Origin of the sequence: Streptomyces sp. NPDC014764, from assembly GCF_043082785.1 — a bacterium.
GTDB classification, from domain to species: Bacteria; Actinomycetota; Actinomycetes; order Streptomycetales; family Streptomycetaceae; genus Streptomyces; species Streptomyces althioticus.
This window is the reverse complement of record NZ_JBIBXY010000002.1, coordinates 241,337-256,188: the sequence shown is the minus strand read 5'-3', so window position 1 is coordinate 256,188 and position 14,852 is coordinate 241,337. Positions and strand designations below refer to the sequence as shown.

Sequence of the window (14,852 nt, the reverse complement as noted above, 5' to 3'; positions counted from 1 at the left end):
TGTTCCCGTGCCCGGCCGCGCCGGGCACGCTTTCCGGACCGGGAGAGGCGGAGCGGGAGGGAGCCGTGCGGGTTCGGGACGGTCGCGCCGGGCAGGGAGCGGCCCCCGCCTTCGGGCCGGAGCCCGCGCGCGGCCTGGGCCGGGGGGAGCCTCCACGCGGTGTGCCGGCACACCGGCGGACCCGTGCCGGCACAGGGGTGCGGCGGGTGTGCCGGCACAGGGGTGCGGCGGGTGCGCGGCCGGCGGGGGACGGACGCAAGCCGTCCCCCGCCGGCCGAGCGCGTCAGACGGCGCCGGCAGCCGGAATTGCGGTCCCCTCGGCGGCCGGCTGCGGGTGCACGCAGTGCCAGCGGTGGCCGTCAGGGGCCGTGGAGGCGGCCGGGAACGCGGCGGCGCAGGCGTCGTCCGCCTTCCAGCAGCGGGTGCGGAACGGGCAGCCGGACGGCGGGTTGGTCGCCGACGGCACCGGGCCGTGCAGCACGATCCGCTCGGGACGCTCCAGCAGACTGGGCGTGGCCGACAGCAGCGCCTCGGTGTACGGGTGCCGGGAGTCGCCCGTGACCTGCCCCGACCGGCCCTCCTCCACCACCCGGCCGAGGTACAGCACCGCGATCCGGTCGGCCAGGTAGCGCACGGTCTGCACGTCGTGGGAGATGAAGACCATCGCCAGGCCGAGCCGGGCACGCAGGTCCACCAGGAGGTTGAGGATCTGCGCGCGTACCGACACGTCCAGCGCGCTGGTCGGCTCGTCGGCGACGATCAGCTCCGGTTCCAGCGCCAGGGCGCGGGCGATCGCCACGCGCTGGCGCTGCCCGCCGGACAGCTGCCCGGGCAGGGCCTCCAGCGTGTGTCCGGGCAGGCCCACCAGGTCCAGCAGCTCCTCGACGCGTGTCTCGCGCTCGGCGCGGGTGCCCCGGGCGTGCACGTCCAGCGGGTCGCGCAGGATCCGGCGCACGGGCAGGCGCGGGTTCAGGGCGGTGGACGGGTCCTGGAAGACCACGCCGACGCTCGCCCCGAAGCGGCTGCGGCGCTCCGCGGCCGGCATCTGCCACAGGTCCTGGCCCTTGAAGTGCACCGTGCCCTCGGTCGGGCGCTGGAGCCCGGTGACCACCCGGGCCAGGGTGGACTTGCCGCAGCCGGACTCGCCGACCAGGCCGAGGATCTCACCGCGCCGCACCTCCAGCGAGGCGTCGGTCAGGGCGTGCACGGCGTCCCGGCGCAGGATGCCGCCGCTGCGCGCCCTGTGGCGGACGTGGATGCCGTCGAGCCGCACCAGCGGGTCCGTCATGGTTTCCTCGGGGGCGGTCATCGGGCACCCTCCAGCGACTTGGCCGACGGGCGCACGGGCGCCGGGTGGTGGCAGGCGAACAGGTGGTCGGGGCCGTCGCCGCGGTCGGCGGCGGGCGGCGGGGTGGTGGCGCACAACTCGGTGGCGGCGGCGCAGCGCGAGGCGAAGCGGCAGCCGGCCCCGAAGGACTTGGGCGCGGGCACCACACCGCGGATCTGGTGCAGCCGGTCGGCGCCCGCCTCCAGCGAGACGACGGAGCCCAGCAGGCCCCTGCTGTAGTGGTGCGCCGGGTCGGTCAGCAGGGCGCGGGTGTCGCCGGCCTCGGCGACCTGTCCGGCGTACATGACCGCGACCCGGTGTGCGAGGTCGCCGACCAGGGCCAGGTCGTGCGAGACGAGCACCATGGCGAAGCCGAGCTCGTCGCGCAGCCTCACCAGCAGTTCGACCACCTGGGCCTGCACGGTCACGTCGAGCGCGGTGGTCGGCTCGTCGGCGATCAGCAGCCGCGGGCTGCGGGAGAGCGCCATCGCGATGAGCACGCGCTGCCGCTGGCCGCCGGAGAGCTCGTGCGGGTAGCTGCGCAGGGTGCGTTCGGGGGACAGGCCGACCAGTTCGAGCAGTTCGGCCGGGGTGCGGGTGCCGCCCCGGGAGGTGAGCCGCTTGAGCTGGGTGCCGATCAGCACCGACGGGTTCAGCGACGACATGGCGTCCTGGTAGACCATCGCGATCTCCGGGCCCATCAGCGCCCGGCGCTCCTTCGGCGACAGCTTCAGCAGGTCGCGGCCCCGGTAGAGGATCTCGCCCGACGCCTCGGCGTTGCGGGCCAGCAGGCCCATGACGGCCAGACTGGTGATCGACTTGCCGCAGCCCGACTCGCCGACGAGTCCCATGGTCTCGCCCTCGCGGACGGTGAACGAGATGCCGTCGACGACGCGGATGTCGCCGTAGCGGTCCGGGAAGCGGATCGACAGGTCGCGTACGACGAGCAGGTCGGGGGCGTCGTCGGGCAGCGGCCGGACGGCGGGCTCGGTGGCCTCGATCCGGGTGGCGAGCTCGGCGAGGGCGGCGTCGGCGGCGGCTCGGCCGGCGGCCGGCTCTGCGGCGGCGATCTTCTCGACGGTGTCGCCGCCGTCGGCGCGGGCCTTGTCCGGGGAGGCGGCGGCGTCCGTCATGCCCTCGGACAGGACGTTCAGCGCGAGCACCGTGATCAGCAGGCACAGGCCCGGGAACAGGGTGGCCCACCAGCCGCCGGACAGCAGGATCTGCCGGCCGTAGGCCAGCACGCTGCCCCAGCTGGGGTCGGGGTCCTGCACACCGGCGCCGATGAAGGACAGGCTCGCCTCGAAGATGATCGAGTCGGCCACCATGACGGTCGCGAACACCAGCACCGGCGCGGCGCAGTTGACGGCGACGTGCCGGGCCACGATGTAGTGGCGGCGGGCGCCGATGACCTGCTCCGCGGCGACGTAGTCCTCGCCGTACTGCTCCAGCACGTTGGCCCGGACGACGCGTGCCAGCGAGGGCGAGTAGACGAAGGCGATGGTGAAGATGATGACCGGGAGACTGGGGCCGAACACGGCGACCAGCACGGCGGCCAGGGCGATCGGCGGGAAGGACATGACGACGTCCAGCGTGCGCATCACCGACTCGTCGGCGAACTTGCGCGAGGTGGCCGCCAGGGCACCCAGCACCGAGCCGATGGCCAGCGCGAGGAGGGTCGCGCCGAAGCCGATGACGAGGGAGTAGCGGGCGCCGTGCACCACGCGGGCGAACACGTCGCGGCCGGCCCGGTCGGTGCCGAACCAGTGGTCGGCGCCCGGCGGCTGGGCCGGGACGCCCGTGGCGAGCGGGTCCTGGGTGAGCACGGGCGCGAAGAGCGCGCCGAGGACGACCACCAGCAGGACGCCGAACGCGATGCGCGAGGGGAGGGGCAGCCGGCGCAGGCGGGTACCGGGCCGGAGCCGCTCGGCGAGAGAGCGTGGGGCGAACATCACACCGTCCTGATACGCGGGTTGACGAGCAGGTAGAGCAGGTCGACGACGACGTTGACCACGAGGAAGGCGATCGCGATCGTGAGGACGGTGCCCTGGACCAGTCCGACGTCGCCTCCGTTGACGCCTTCGAGAATCAGCTTGCCCATGCCGGGCAGGTCGAAGATGGCCTCGATGACGACGGCGCCGCTGAGCATGTAGCCGACCTTGACGCCGAGCACGGTCAGCGGGGTGATGAGGGAGTTGCGCAGCACCGACCGGATGATCATGAACGGCGGCAGACCGCTGCCGCGGGCGGTGCGCACGTAGTCCCGGTCGAGCTCGGCGACCATAGAGGTGCGGATCAGCCGGGCCAGCGAGGAGGCGACCGGCAGGGCGAGGGCCAGGGCGGGCAGCGCGAGGCTCTCCAGCCAGCCGGAGAAGGAGTCGGCCGGATTGACGTAACCGCCGGTCGGGAAGACGGGGATGTTCAGCGCGAACTGCTGGATGAGCAGGACACCGAGCCAGAACGAGGGCAGCGCGATGCCGACCATCGACAGCACCCGGAAGACCTGGTCGGGCCAGCGGTCGCGGTAGACGGCGCTGAGGACGCCGAAGACCAGGGCCAGCACGATGGCCAGCGTGAGGCCGAGAAGCGTCAGCTGGAGGGTGAGCGGGAACGCGGTGGCGATCCGGTCGGTGACGGGCTGGCTGGGGGCCATGGTGACGCCGAGGTCACCTTGGACCAGATCACCGAGGAAGGCGAAGTACCGGACGGGCAGCGGGTCGTTCAGGCCGTTCGCCTCGGCGAACGCGGCACGGGCCTCGGGACTCGCGCTGTCGCCGAGGGCGTTGTACGCGGGGTCGGCCGGCGAGAACTGCAGGACGACGAAGACCAGCGCGGCGATGCCGAGGATCATCACCGGCATCATCGCGACGCGGCGCAGCGCGAGCCGGAGAAAAGCAACCATCGTGGGTTTCCTAGCGATTGGGGCGGGGGCCGCCGCCCGTCACGGCGCGGCGGCCCGTCGTCGTGGTCGTGCGGGTCAGGCGCGGCCGACGTCGATGAAGGACAGCCCGGTGGTGGGAAGCGGCTTGAACCCGGTGAGCGCGCCCTCACGCCAGGCGGTGGGCAGCTTGCGGTGCAGCACCGGGTACAGGGCGGCCTCGTCGGCGACCGTGTCGGTGACCTGGCCCCACAGGTCCTTGCGCTTGGCCTCGTCCGGCTCCGCCGCGGCCTTGTCCAGCAGCGACTTGACCTTCCTGTAGGCGTCGCTGCCCGTCCAGCCGTAACGGTTCTCCGGCCAGAATCCGTAGTAGAACCAGCGCAGCAGCAGGTCGGCGTCGTTGCCGAAGACGGACGGGTCGCCGGGGGCGGCCAGGGCGTCGAAGCTGCCCTGGTCGATCTTGGCGTACTGCGCGGCCGACTGCTGGATGTCGAGCTTGGCGTCGACGCCGACGGCGGCCCAGCTCTCCTTGATCAGCGGCGCGATGTCCTTGATCCAGCCGTTGTCGGTGAGCAGCAGTGTGAAGGAGAGCTTGCCCACGCCCGCCTCGGCGAGCAGCTTCTTGGCCTTGGCCGGGTCGTGGCTGTAGACGGTTGCGGCCTTGTGGTAGTCGGGGTGCGTAGCCGGCACGTACCCGGATGCGGCCTCGGCGTTGCCCAGCAGGGCCGTGGAGATGATCTTCTCCGTGTCGAGGGCGTAGTGCAGCGCCTGGCGCACCCGCTTGTCGGCGAAGCGCTTGTCCTTGGTGTTGAACATCAGGAACATCAGGCCGAACGACTGGACGGACTCGGCCTTGTCCTTGCCGCTGATGCCCGTGATGTCGATGTAGGGCACGTCCTCGATCGCCTGCACGCGCCCGGACTTGAGCGCGCTGACGCGGGCCGACGGGTCGGCGATCAGGTGCCAGACCATCTTCTTGGCCTTGGCGGGGTGCGGGCCGTTGTACTTGTCGTACGCCTCCATGACGATCTTGTCCTCGCGGACCGCCGACACGAAGCGGTAGGGGCCCGAGCCGACCGGCTTGGCGTCGAAGGCCTTGGCGTCGGCGCCGGCGATCTTCTTCGGCACGATCCGTACCACGGATATGCGAGAGGGGAAGAGCGCGAAGGCGTACTTCAGCTTGAACTCGACCGTCGCCGTGTCGACCGCGGTCACCTGGTCGATGAAGGGCACGAACTGCGCCATGAGTGAGGCGTTCTCGGGGTCCAGGACCCGCTCGAAGCTGAAGACCACGTCCTCGGCGGTGACCGGCGAGCCGTCGTGGAACGTGGCGCCCTTGCGGAGGGTCGCCCGGTAGGTGGTCGCGTTGATCTTCTGCGGCATCTGGGTGGCCAGCGTCGGACGGGCGACCAGGGTGACCGGGTCGAGGTCCACGAGACCCTCGAAGATGTGCATGTTGGCCGCGTACGGCGTGGCGCCGGAGGTGATCATCGGGTCGAAACCCGTGGACAGGGGGTACGACAGACCTGCCTCGATGGTGTCGGTGCTGCCGCCCGAGCCGCCGGACTCGTCACCGGTGCTGCCAGGCCCACCGCAGGCGGAGAGACCTGCGGTGATCGCGGTCGCCACACCGATGGCGCCGGTGTATCTCATGAACGTGCGGCGGTCGACGCCGGCTGAGCTGCGCGGGGACAAGGAACCCTCCTGGCGGGGGAGTCACGGTGGGAGAAGCGGAATGGCTGATTTTGCACGACGGGCCGGTTTCTACCCACCCTGTCGCGTGAGCATCAGACGTCTGATGTCCGATGCTTGATAGCGTGGGAACGTAGCCGGGCAAAGGGAAGGGGTCAAGAGGTGGCGGTGGGACAAAGGGTGATTCGGAAGACCGATCCGGAGCCCAAAGCGGCACGACAACCATTGCGGCAGGAGGTGGTGGACGGCATCAAGGCGTACATTCTGCGCAACGAGCTGCGCCCGGGTGACCCCCTGCCGACCGAGCCCGCCCTGTGCGAGGCCCTCGGCGCCAGCCGTTCCAGCGTGCGGGAGGCCATCAGGATCCTCACCGCCCTCGACATCGTCGAGGTGCGGCACGGTCACGGCACCTATGTGGGCCGGCTGAGCCTGTCCGCCCTGGTGGAGAGCCTCACCTTCCGCGGTCTGCTCAGCCCTGACGACGACTTCCAGGTGATGAGCGATCTCATCGAGGTCCGCGAGCTGTTCGAGCGGGGGATGGCGGAACAGCTCGTCGAGGCGCTCAGCGAGGAACAGATCGACCGCCTGGAAGGGCTCGTCGACGAGATGCGCCGGGCCGGCGCCGGCGAGGGGCACGGCTTCGTCGAGGCGGACCGCGCCTTCCACACGCTGCTCCTGGCTCCCCTCGGGAACGCCCTCATCGGGCAGCTGTCCACGGCGTTCTGGGACGTCTACGTCATCGTCGCGCCGCACCTGGACGTCTTCACGCACGAACACGAGGCGGCCACCATCGCCAACCACCAGCGGATCGTGGACGCGGTGCGCGACCGCGACCCCGCCGAGTTCGCGGCGGCCCTGAGCGAGCACTACGAGCCGGTCCGGCAGCGCATCGCGGAGGCCCGGGCGCGTCGCTGACCCCGGTCCTTCCGTGGCGGAGGCAGCCCCGCCGACGGGGCTGCCTCCGCCACGTCGTACCGGGAGTGCGTCCGTCACGTGATGCCGGGCCGCGGGCCGCCCGGGCGAGGAGCGGGCCCGCCGGGCGGGGTACTTGACGGTCGCCCGCCGCGGTCTTTAGGGTCCCAGGACAACAGACATCAGACGTCTGCTCTTAGTTCTCGTCACCGCGCTGCGCCGCGCGCACGCCTCACCCACCGGGGCCCCCTCCATGCCACTCACGGACCTGACCCTTGCCGAGTGCCTCGCACTCCGCCCCGACCTCGACGAGCCCGCCGACCTCGACGCGTTCTGGGACCGGACCCTTCGGACGGCCCGCGAGGCCGGTGGCACCCCGAGCTTCACGCCCGTCGACACCGGCCTCACCCAGGTCACGACGTACGACGTGGCCGTGCCCGGCTTCGCGGGCGAACCCGTGCGCGGTTGGCTGCACCTGCCCGCCGGGGCGGACGGTCCGCTCGGCTGCGTGGTGGAGTTCCTCGGCTACGGACGCGGCCGCGGCCTGGCGCACGAGCAGGTCCTCTGGGCGACCGCCGGTTACGCGCACTTCATCATGGACACCCGCGGCCAGGGCTGGTCCACCGCCGGCGGCGACACCCCCGACACGGTCTCCTCCCACGGCGACGTGCCCGGATTCCTCACCCGCGGCGTGGACAGCCCGGACAACCACTACTACCGGCGCGTGTACACCGACGCCGTCCTCTTCACCGAGGCCGCCCGCGCCCACCCCGCCGTCGACCCGGACCGGGTGGTCGTGACCGGCCACAGCCAGGGCGGCGGCGTCTCCCTCGCCGTCGCGGCACTCGTCCCGGGCCTGGCGGGCGTCATGCCCGACACCCCGTTCCTGTGCGACATCCGCAGGGGCGCGTCGGTCGCCGGCGCACCGCCCTACACCGAGATCGCGGAATACCTCGGGCTCCACCGCGACCGCACCGCGACCGTCTTCACCACGCTGTCCTACGTCGACGCGGCCGTGCTGGCCTCCCGCGCCACCGCCCCGACGCTGTTCTCCATCGCGATGATGGACGACATCTGCCCGCCCTCCACGTGCTTCGCCGCGTACCACCGCTACGGCGGCGCCAAGGACCTGCGGGTCTACGAGTTCAACGGCCACGAGGGCGGCGGCGGCCACCACCGCCGCGAGCAGCTCGCCTGGGTCCGGGACCTGCTCACCCCTCCGCACGCCCTCGGCGACCCAGCCCTCTCCACCCTGCACGATCCCCAACTCGCCTGACCCCGCCCCGAGAAGAGGTCCGTCCATGCAGCGTAGAGTCACCCTGGCCGCCGCCACCACGACCGCCGCCCTGGCCCTCCTGGCCGCCGGCACGCCCGCCGCGCACACCGCCGACCAGCAGGCCGCCCACACTCCCGGCACCCTCGCCTCGCAGGACATCGCCACCGCAGGCACCGGCTCCCCCTACTACCGCATCCCCGCCCTGACCCGGACCACCAAGGGCACCCTGATCGCGGCCTACGACGCCCGCCCCACCCTCGGTGACCTGCCCAGCAATATCGGCGTCGTGATCCGGCGCAGCACCGACAACGGCGCCACCTGGCAGGCCCAGCAGGTCGTGCGCAAGGAGGCCGCGCCCAAGGGCAACGGCGACCCCAGCCTCCTCGTCGACCGGGAGACCGGGCGGATCTTCGCCTTCTACTCCTCGACCGTGAACCAGGGCTACTTCGGCTCGGCGACCGGCAACGACGAGAACGACCCCAACGTCCAGCAGGCCGACTACAGCTACTCCGACGACGACGGTCTGACCTGGAAGCACGAGCGGATCACCGCCGAGATCAAGAACCCGGCCTGGGCCGGCATGTTCGCGGCCTCCGGCGAGGGCATCCAGCTCCGCCACGGACAGTACGCCGGCCGCCTCATCCAGCAGTACGCCGTCCGGTACAACGGCGGCAACTACGCCCTCAGCGTCTACAGCGACGACCACGGCGCCACCTGGAAGGCGGGCCAACTCCTCGGACCCGGCGCCGACGAGAACAAGACCGTCGAGCTCTCCGACGGCCGCGTCATGCTCAACAGCCGCTCCGCGCCCTACCGCAAGGTGGCCTACTCCAGCGACGGCGGCGTCACCTACACCCCCTTCCAGCAGGACACCGAGCTTCCCGACCCCGCCAACAACGGCTCCGTCGCGCGCTTCGCACCGGGCGTGAGCGCCTCCCACCCGCGGGCGAAGTGGCTGATGTTCAGCAACACGGCGACCACCAACAGCCGCAGCAACCTCACCGTCCGCCTCTCCTGCGACGACGGCCGGACCTGGCCGGTGCGCAAGACCGCCGAGGCCGGCTCGGCCGCCTACTCCACGCTCACCCCGCTCAGCGACGGCACCTCCGCCAACCCCCGGGTCGGCATGCTCTGGGAGCGAGCCAACTACCAGCACATCACCTACTCGTCCTTCGACCTCCAGTGGCTCGGCGGCGTCTGCGCCCCGGTCACCGTCACCCCGCCCGCCTCCCTGCCCGCCGGGCGTACCACGACCGTCACCGTGCGCGTCGTCAGCCAGAACGACGTCACCCTCCCCGGCGGAAAGGTCTCCCTGACCCTCCCGGCCGGCTGGAGCGCCCCCGAGGTCCCCGTGCCCGCCCTCAACCCGGGCCAGGGCGCCAACATGCAGATTCCCGTCACCGTTCCCGCCGGCGCCACCGCCGGCAGTGTGAAGGCCACCGCCAAGTACACCGTCCGCGACCGGCAGCACTCCTACGGCGACACGACGTTCACCGTCACCGCGCCGTAACACGGCCACGGGCCGCCCGGCGCCGGACACCCCGGCGCCCGGCGGCCCGTCACCACCGTTCCACCACCAGCAAGCCCAGGAGAACACTCATGTCCCCGTCCCAGCCCCTCCGCGGCGTCGTACCGCCCGTCTGCACCCCCCTGGACGCGTCGGGCGAGATCGACACCGCCTCCCTCACCCGTCACGTGGAGCACCTCGTGAGCGGGGGAGTGCACGGGCTGTTCGCCCTGGGCTCCAGCAGCGAGGTCGCCTTCCTCACCGACCGGCAGCGGGAGACGGTCCTGCGCACGGTCGTCGAGGCCGTCGCCGGACGCGTCCCCGTGCTCGCCGGTGTCATCGACATGACCACCCCCCGCGTCCTCGTCCACGCGGAGGCCGCCCGCGAGGCCGGCGCCGACGCCCTGGTGGCGACCGCGCCCTTCTACGCACGCACCCACCCCGTCGAGATCGCGGACCACTTCCGCACCCTGCGCTCCCGCGTCGACCTGCCGCTGTACGCCTACGACCTCCCGGTCTCCGTGCACAGCAAGCTCTCCGTCGCCCTGGTCCGCGAGCTCGCCGAGGACGGCACCCTGGCCGGTCTCAAGGACAGCAGCGGCGACGAGGGCGGCCTGCGCCGACTGCTCGTCGCGCTCGGCGGACGCCACGGCCGCGCCGACGGCGCCGCGCCCGGCTTCAGCATCCTCACCGGCTCCGAACTCACCGTGGACGCCGCCCTGCTGGCCGGCGCCGACGGCGTCGTGCCGGGCCTGGGTAACGTGGACCCCGCCGGTTACGTACGCCTCTACGACGCGGTGCGCGCCGGTGACTTCGACGGCGCCGTGAAGGAGCAGGAGCGGCTCGTCGAGCTGTTCGGCATGGTCGACGCGGGCCCCGAGAGCGAGATGGGCCGCAACTCCTCCGCGATCGGCGCCTTCAAGCACGCCCTGCGCCTGCTCGGGGTGTTCGCCGAGGGAACCACCGCCGCCCCGCAGGTGCAACTGGGCGACGCGTCGGTCGCCTTCGTCGAGGAGCGGCTGCGCGGCGCCGGCCTGTACCCGGTCCGATGACGGCACGACGTACGGGCGGCGTCCCGGTCATCGGACTCGACCTGGGCGGCACGAAGATCGCGGCCGCCCTGGTCGCGGCCGACGGAAGCGTCCTGGCCCGGCACACCCTGCCCACACCGGCGACCCTCGGCGCGGAGGCGGTGCTCGACGCGCTGGCCAAGGAGGTCCGTGCGGTGTGGGCGCCGGGAGTGTCGGCGATCGGCGTCGCCGCAGCCGGAGTCATCGACCCCGGGTCCGGGACCGTCACCAGCGCGACCGACACGATCCACGGCTGGGCCGGCACCGCCCTGGCCGCCGGTCTCGCCGCCCGCACCGGCCTGCCGGTCGCCTGCGACAACGACGTGCGCGCGGCAGCGGCGACGGAACTGTCCGGCTCCTCCGAGCAGGGCACCACGATGATCTACGCCGCCGTCGGCACCGGCGTCGGCGGCGCCGTCGCCGTGGACGGCCGCATGCTGCACGGGGCGGCCGGTGTCGCAGGGCATCTCGGGCACATCCCCAGCCCCGAGGCGGAGGGCCTGCCCTGCACGTGCGGCACGACCGGGCACCTCGAGGCGATCGCCTCGGGCCCCGCGATCACCGCCCAGTACACGAGGACGAGCGGCCTTCCCGCCGACCGCCTGGAGAGGGTCGCCGTCCGGGCGGCCGAGGGCGATCCGCACGCCGTCGGGGCCGTCGTGCTCGGCGCCCGGGCCACCGGCCGCGCGCTGGGCGGGCTCGCCAACGCGCTGGGCGCCGACCGCGTGGTCGTGGGCGGCGGAGTGCCCCGGATCGGCGCTCTGTACCTGGACGCCCTCAACGCGGCGTTCGCCGCCGAACTCATGGCCCCGCTGCGAGGCTTGCGTCCCGTACCGCCGCGCGGCGGCCCCGACGCCGCGGTCCTCGGCGCGGCCGCACTGACCCGCGCCCTGCCCCTCCACCACCCCCGTACCTCCCGTACCGCCACCGGAGCACCGCGATGACCCTGCCCCTCGCCGACGCCCTCAAGGGCCGTCTGATCGTCTCCTGCCAGGCCCCGCCCGGCGACCCCATGCGGCACACCGACACGCTCGTCCGGATGACACTCGCCGCCCGGGCCGGCGGAGCCGCGGCCGTACGCGTCAACGACCCGGAGGTCGTCGCCGCCACCGTCGCGGCGGTCGACATCCCGGTGATCGGCCTGTGGAAGGACGGCGACAGCGGCGTCTTCATCACGCCGACCGTGCGGCACGCGCTCGCGCTGGTGGACGCCGGCGCCGCCGTCGTCGCCGCGGACGCCACCGCCCGGCCCCGCCCCGACGGCAGCACGTTCGCCGACCTCGTGGAGGCCGTCCACGAGGCGGGCGCCCTGGTCATGGCCGACGTGTCCACCTTCGACGAGGGCCGTGAGGCCGCCGGACAGGGCGCCGACCTCGTCGGGACGACCCTTTCGGGCTACGTGCCCGGCTCGCCCGTGCAGACCGCGCCGGACCTGGCCCTCGTCGCCGGCCTGGCCGCCGCGCTCAGCGTCCCGGTGATCGCCGAGGGCCGCATCGCCACCCCCGCCCAGGCCGCCGAGGCGCTGGCGGCGGGCGCGCACAGCGTCGTCGTCGGCACCGCCATCACCGCGCCGACCGCGCTGACGGCGGCGTTCGCGGCCGGGCTCACGGCCGGGTGAACGTGGGCAGGTGAAGAGGGCTGCCGCCCGGAGACACCTCCGGGCGGCAGCCCTCTGTCACGGGATCAGGCGGCGGGCGTTCCGTACACGCCCAGCTCGTACAGCGAGTAGCCCCATGTGGTCCGGCGCTCCACGCCCTGCATCCGGACGTACCGCACCGCCTCGTCGCCGGGGAGCCGGACGACGTCGGTGGCGCACGACTGCGGACGCTGCGTGGACACGGTCCGCCATGTCGTCCCGTCCACCGAGGTCTGCACGGCGTACTCCGTCGCGCAGGCGTTCTCCCAGGCCAGGGTCACCGCGGCGACCTTCGTCGGTTCGGCCAGTTCCACCTGCACCCACGCGTCGTCCGCGTACCCGGAGGCCCAACGGGTGTCCAGCCGCCCGTCGTTGACGTGCCGGGCGGCCAGACGGTCGAGGTCCTGCTCCACACCGGACGCGGACGCCGTCCCCTCGGGAGCGAGGTTCCGCGCGCCGCCCGCGGAGTCCCAGAGCCGCAGCCGCAGTTCGGCCTGGGTGAGGAAGGCGTCGAGCACGCCGTCGCCGACCTTGGGCTGCACCGCGCCCCACGCGTTGCGCGGCGGGTCCGTCCGTACGGCGCGCGCCTGCTCCTGCAGGGCGGCGGACTCGGCCAGCAGCCGGTCGGACGCCTCCTCGTCGCCCTCCTGCCGCGCCGCGAGCGCGTCGATCATCCGGACCGCGGCCCGGCCCCACAGCTCGGTGGCGTCCAGCCAGGGCGCCGCGTCGACGGTGAAGCCCTCCTGCACGGCGCCGGAGCGGATGGTGGCCGGGGCGCGTTCGACCGCGGCCGCGTACGGGCGCAGCGCCCGGACCGCGCCGGCACGGTCGCCGTCGTCCCACTCCGTCCAGAACGCACCGACGCGCTGGGCGAGTCCGGGGGCCTGAGGCTGCCAGGGGGTGTCGCCGAAGGTCGGGGCCAGGTGCTCCAGGTCGGCGAAGACCAGCAGGGCCTCGGTGGCCTCCGGATCGCCGCCTGCCAGGTAGGACAGGGCCTGCCGCCAGTTGCGGTCCGCGTCGTACGCGCGGTCGTTCCAGGCGAAGTCCGCGGTGCCGAAGACGGCGACCTTGCTGGCGTACGGCTGGTTCATGGGGTTGGCGACGACGCCGGAGAGGTGGTCGGAGAGGCCCGCCTCGCGCTTGTCGTAGGGGGCGAGCAGCAGCCGTCCGCTCGTGTTGCCGAAGTCGTTGACCGGATAGTTGTCCCAGACGAACACCTTGCGGCCGAAGACCTTCGCGGCCTGTTCGGCGTCCTCGTTCGTGATCCCGTCGGGCACCACGCCCACCCCGGTCCACATCACCTCGACCTCGGGGTCGAGGGTCTCGCGCAGGGCCCGCTTGTACGCGGACTCCGTGTGGTTGTAGTACTCCGTCGGCACCATTTGGAGCGGCCACACGCCGTCGTGGGTGGCCACGAAGTCCCGCTGCACGTCGTTCAGCAGATCGGCCTGCGCCTTCCCGGCCGCCCCGGTGCCCGGTTCGCCGTACGCGGCCCGGTCGGCCTCGCAGTTCCAGCGGCTGTGGTCGATGTCGTCGAGGGGGACGGAGAAGGCGCGGGTGCCCAGCTCGTACAGCGCCTGGAGCTTGGCCTTGAGCGCCTTGCGGTCGGCCGGGTCGGAGTAGCAGATCGACCCGCCCGGCGAGACCGCGAAGGTGAAGCGCACGTGGTTCGCCGTGGCCCGGTCCACCAGCTCGCCCAGCTCCGCCAGCTTCTCCGCCGGGTAGGGATCGCGCCACTTGTCGCGGTGGTACGGGTCGTCCTTGGGCGCGTAGATGTAGGTGTTGGCCTTGACGTCGCCGTAGAAGTCCATCTGGTCGAGGCGCTCGGCGTGGGTCCAGGGATGCCCGTAGAACCCCTCGATCGTGCCGCGCAGCGGCATCGACGGGTGGTCGGCCACCTGGGCGCCGGCCACCTTCCAGCCGCTCCCGGAGCGGACGAGGAGCTGACGCAGCGTCTGCACGGCGTAGTACTGGCCGGCCTCGTCCGCGCCGCCCAGGGTGACCTCCGCGCCCCGCCCGGACCGTGCGACGCGCACGGCGTAGCCCTCCGCCTGCTCGGGTACGGCCGTGTCGCCGAGTTCCTCCGCCAGGTCGGGGCGGGCCGCCGGGCCGAGCCGCACGGTCAGCAGACCGGCCGCGGCGCGGGGGACCTCCCCGGGCGGGACGACGTCGACCCGGTCGGCGCCGTGCCGCTTCAGCTCCGCGACGAGACGGGTGCGGGCGGCGACGTCGGTGTCCGCGTCCGCGACGACGATCACGCGTCCGGTGACGGGGACGTCGTCACCGGCGCGGGACATCGACTGCGGGACGGGGGTGACCGGCGGCAGCGGGGCGGCCGCGCGCGGACCCGCCGGCGGCGCGGCTCCGGCCGAGGGAGCCCCGGCCGTCAGGGTGCTTGCGAGCGCGAAGCACGCGCCGAGCACCATCAGTGTTGTCGTGCGTTTTTCCACGAGACCTCCAGCATTGGTACGGACCGGGAAATCGGCTTGTGCGCGAGGATGTTGCCGCCCACCGACGGTAGGACGTAAGACGTATGGGGTCTAGACCTCTTCCC

At 72.9% G+C, this 14,852-nt stretch carries 11 protein-coding genes and 1 pseudogene; 6 read left to right on the top strand and 6 right to left on the bottom strand.

What is annotated here, in order from left to right; translation table 11 throughout:
• Positions 1-283 precede the first annotated feature (283 nt).
• The 4 genes from ACF1AG_RS06225 to ACF1AG_RS06210 all read right to left on the bottom strand — a co-directional run bounded on the left by ACF1AG_RS06225 (position 284) and on the right by ACF1AG_RS06210 (position 5,858).
• On the bottom strand, positions 284-1,309 hold the full coding sequence (locus tag ACF1AG_RS06225; RefSeq protein WP_387797271.1) for an oligopeptide/dipeptide ABC transporter ATP-binding protein: 1,026 nt from the start codon (positions 1,307-1,309) through the stop codon (positions 284-286).
• Positions 1,306-3,279 carry a dipeptide/oligopeptide/nickel ABC transporter permease/ATP-binding protein gene (locus ACF1AG_RS06220; protein WP_359607715.1) on the bottom strand — a complete coding sequence of 658 codons (1,974 nt, stop codon included), beginning with the start codon at positions 3,277-3,279 and terminating at the stop codon, positions 1,306-1,308. The genes ACF1AG_RS06225 and ACF1AG_RS06220 overlap by 4 nt, the downstream gene beginning before the upstream one ends.
• Positions 3,279-4,229 carry an ABC transporter permease gene (locus ACF1AG_RS06215; protein ID WP_359607713.1) on the bottom strand — a complete coding sequence of 317 codons (951 nt, stop codon included), beginning with the start codon at positions 4,227-4,229 and terminating at the stop codon, positions 3,279-3,281. Before ACF1AG_RS06215 ends, ACF1AG_RS06220 begins: the two co-directional genes overlap by 1 nt.
• Positions 4,230-4,304: 75 nt before the next feature.
• The gene (locus tag ACF1AG_RS06210; RefSeq protein WP_391809524.1) at positions 4,305-5,858 is read right to left on the bottom strand and encodes an ABC transporter substrate-binding protein; all 1,554 of its coding nucleotides are present in this window, start codon (positions 5,856-5,858) and stop codon (positions 4,305-4,307) included.
• A gap of 201 nt (positions 5,859-6,059) precedes the next feature.
• Here ACF1AG_RS06210 and ACF1AG_RS06205 point away from each other — a divergent pair, with 201 nt between their 5' ends.
• The 6 genes from ACF1AG_RS06205 (at position 6,060) to ACF1AG_RS06180 (ending at position 12,280) form a co-directional block, all read left to right on the top strand.
• Positions 6,060-6,812, top strand: a complete 753-nt coding sequence (locus tag ACF1AG_RS06205; protein WP_387797275.1) for a FadR/GntR family transcriptional regulator — start codon at positions 6,060-6,062, stop codon at positions 6,810-6,812.
• Between the two features lie 250 nt (positions 6,813-7,062).
• Positions 7,063-8,085, top strand: a complete 1,023-nt coding sequence (locus ACF1AG_RS06200; RefSeq protein ID WP_359607814.1) for an acetylxylan esterase — start codon at positions 7,063-7,065, stop codon at positions 8,083-8,085.
• A gap of 25 nt (positions 8,086-8,110) precedes the next feature.
• Complete coding sequence (locus tag ACF1AG_RS06195) at positions 8,111-9,595, top strand: exo-alpha-sialidase (RefSeq protein ID WP_391809385.1); 1,485 nt, start codon at positions 8,111-8,113, stop codon at positions 9,593-9,595.
• An 89-nt stretch (positions 9,596-9,684) separates the two neighbouring features.
• Positions 9,685-10,644 (top strand): dihydrodipicolinate synthase family protein, encoded by a 960-nt coding sequence (locus tag ACF1AG_RS06190; protein WP_359607810.1) that lies wholly within the window; start codon positions 9,685-9,687, stop codon positions 10,642-10,644.
• Positions 10,641-11,606, top strand: coding sequence for an ROK family protein (locus ACF1AG_RS06185; protein ID WP_359607808.1), 966 nt, complete (start codon positions 10,641-10,643; stop codon positions 11,604-11,606). Before ACF1AG_RS06190 ends, ACF1AG_RS06185 begins: the two co-directional genes overlap by 4 nt.
• Positions 11,603-12,280, top strand: coding sequence for a putative N-acetylmannosamine-6-phosphate 2-epimerase (locus ACF1AG_RS06180; protein WP_359607806.1), 678 nt, complete (start codon positions 11,603-11,605; stop codon positions 12,278-12,280). Before ACF1AG_RS06185 ends, ACF1AG_RS06180 begins: the two co-directional genes overlap by 4 nt.
• A 65-nt stretch (positions 12,281-12,345) precedes the next feature.
• On the opposite strand, the gene ACF1AG_RS06175 is transcribed toward ACF1AG_RS06180, so the two are convergent.
• Entirely contained in the window at positions 12,346-12,711 is a 366-nt protein-coding gene (locus ACF1AG_RS06175) for a discoidin domain-containing protein (RefSeq protein WP_387797530.1), read from the bottom strand.
• A 66-nt stretch (positions 12,712-12,777) separates the two neighbouring features.
• Positions 12,778-14,724, bottom strand: a pseudogene (locus tag ACF1AG_RS06170) (beta-N-acetylglucosaminidase domain-containing protein); the annotation flags it as partial.
• Positions 14,725-14,852 lie beyond the last annotated feature (128 nt).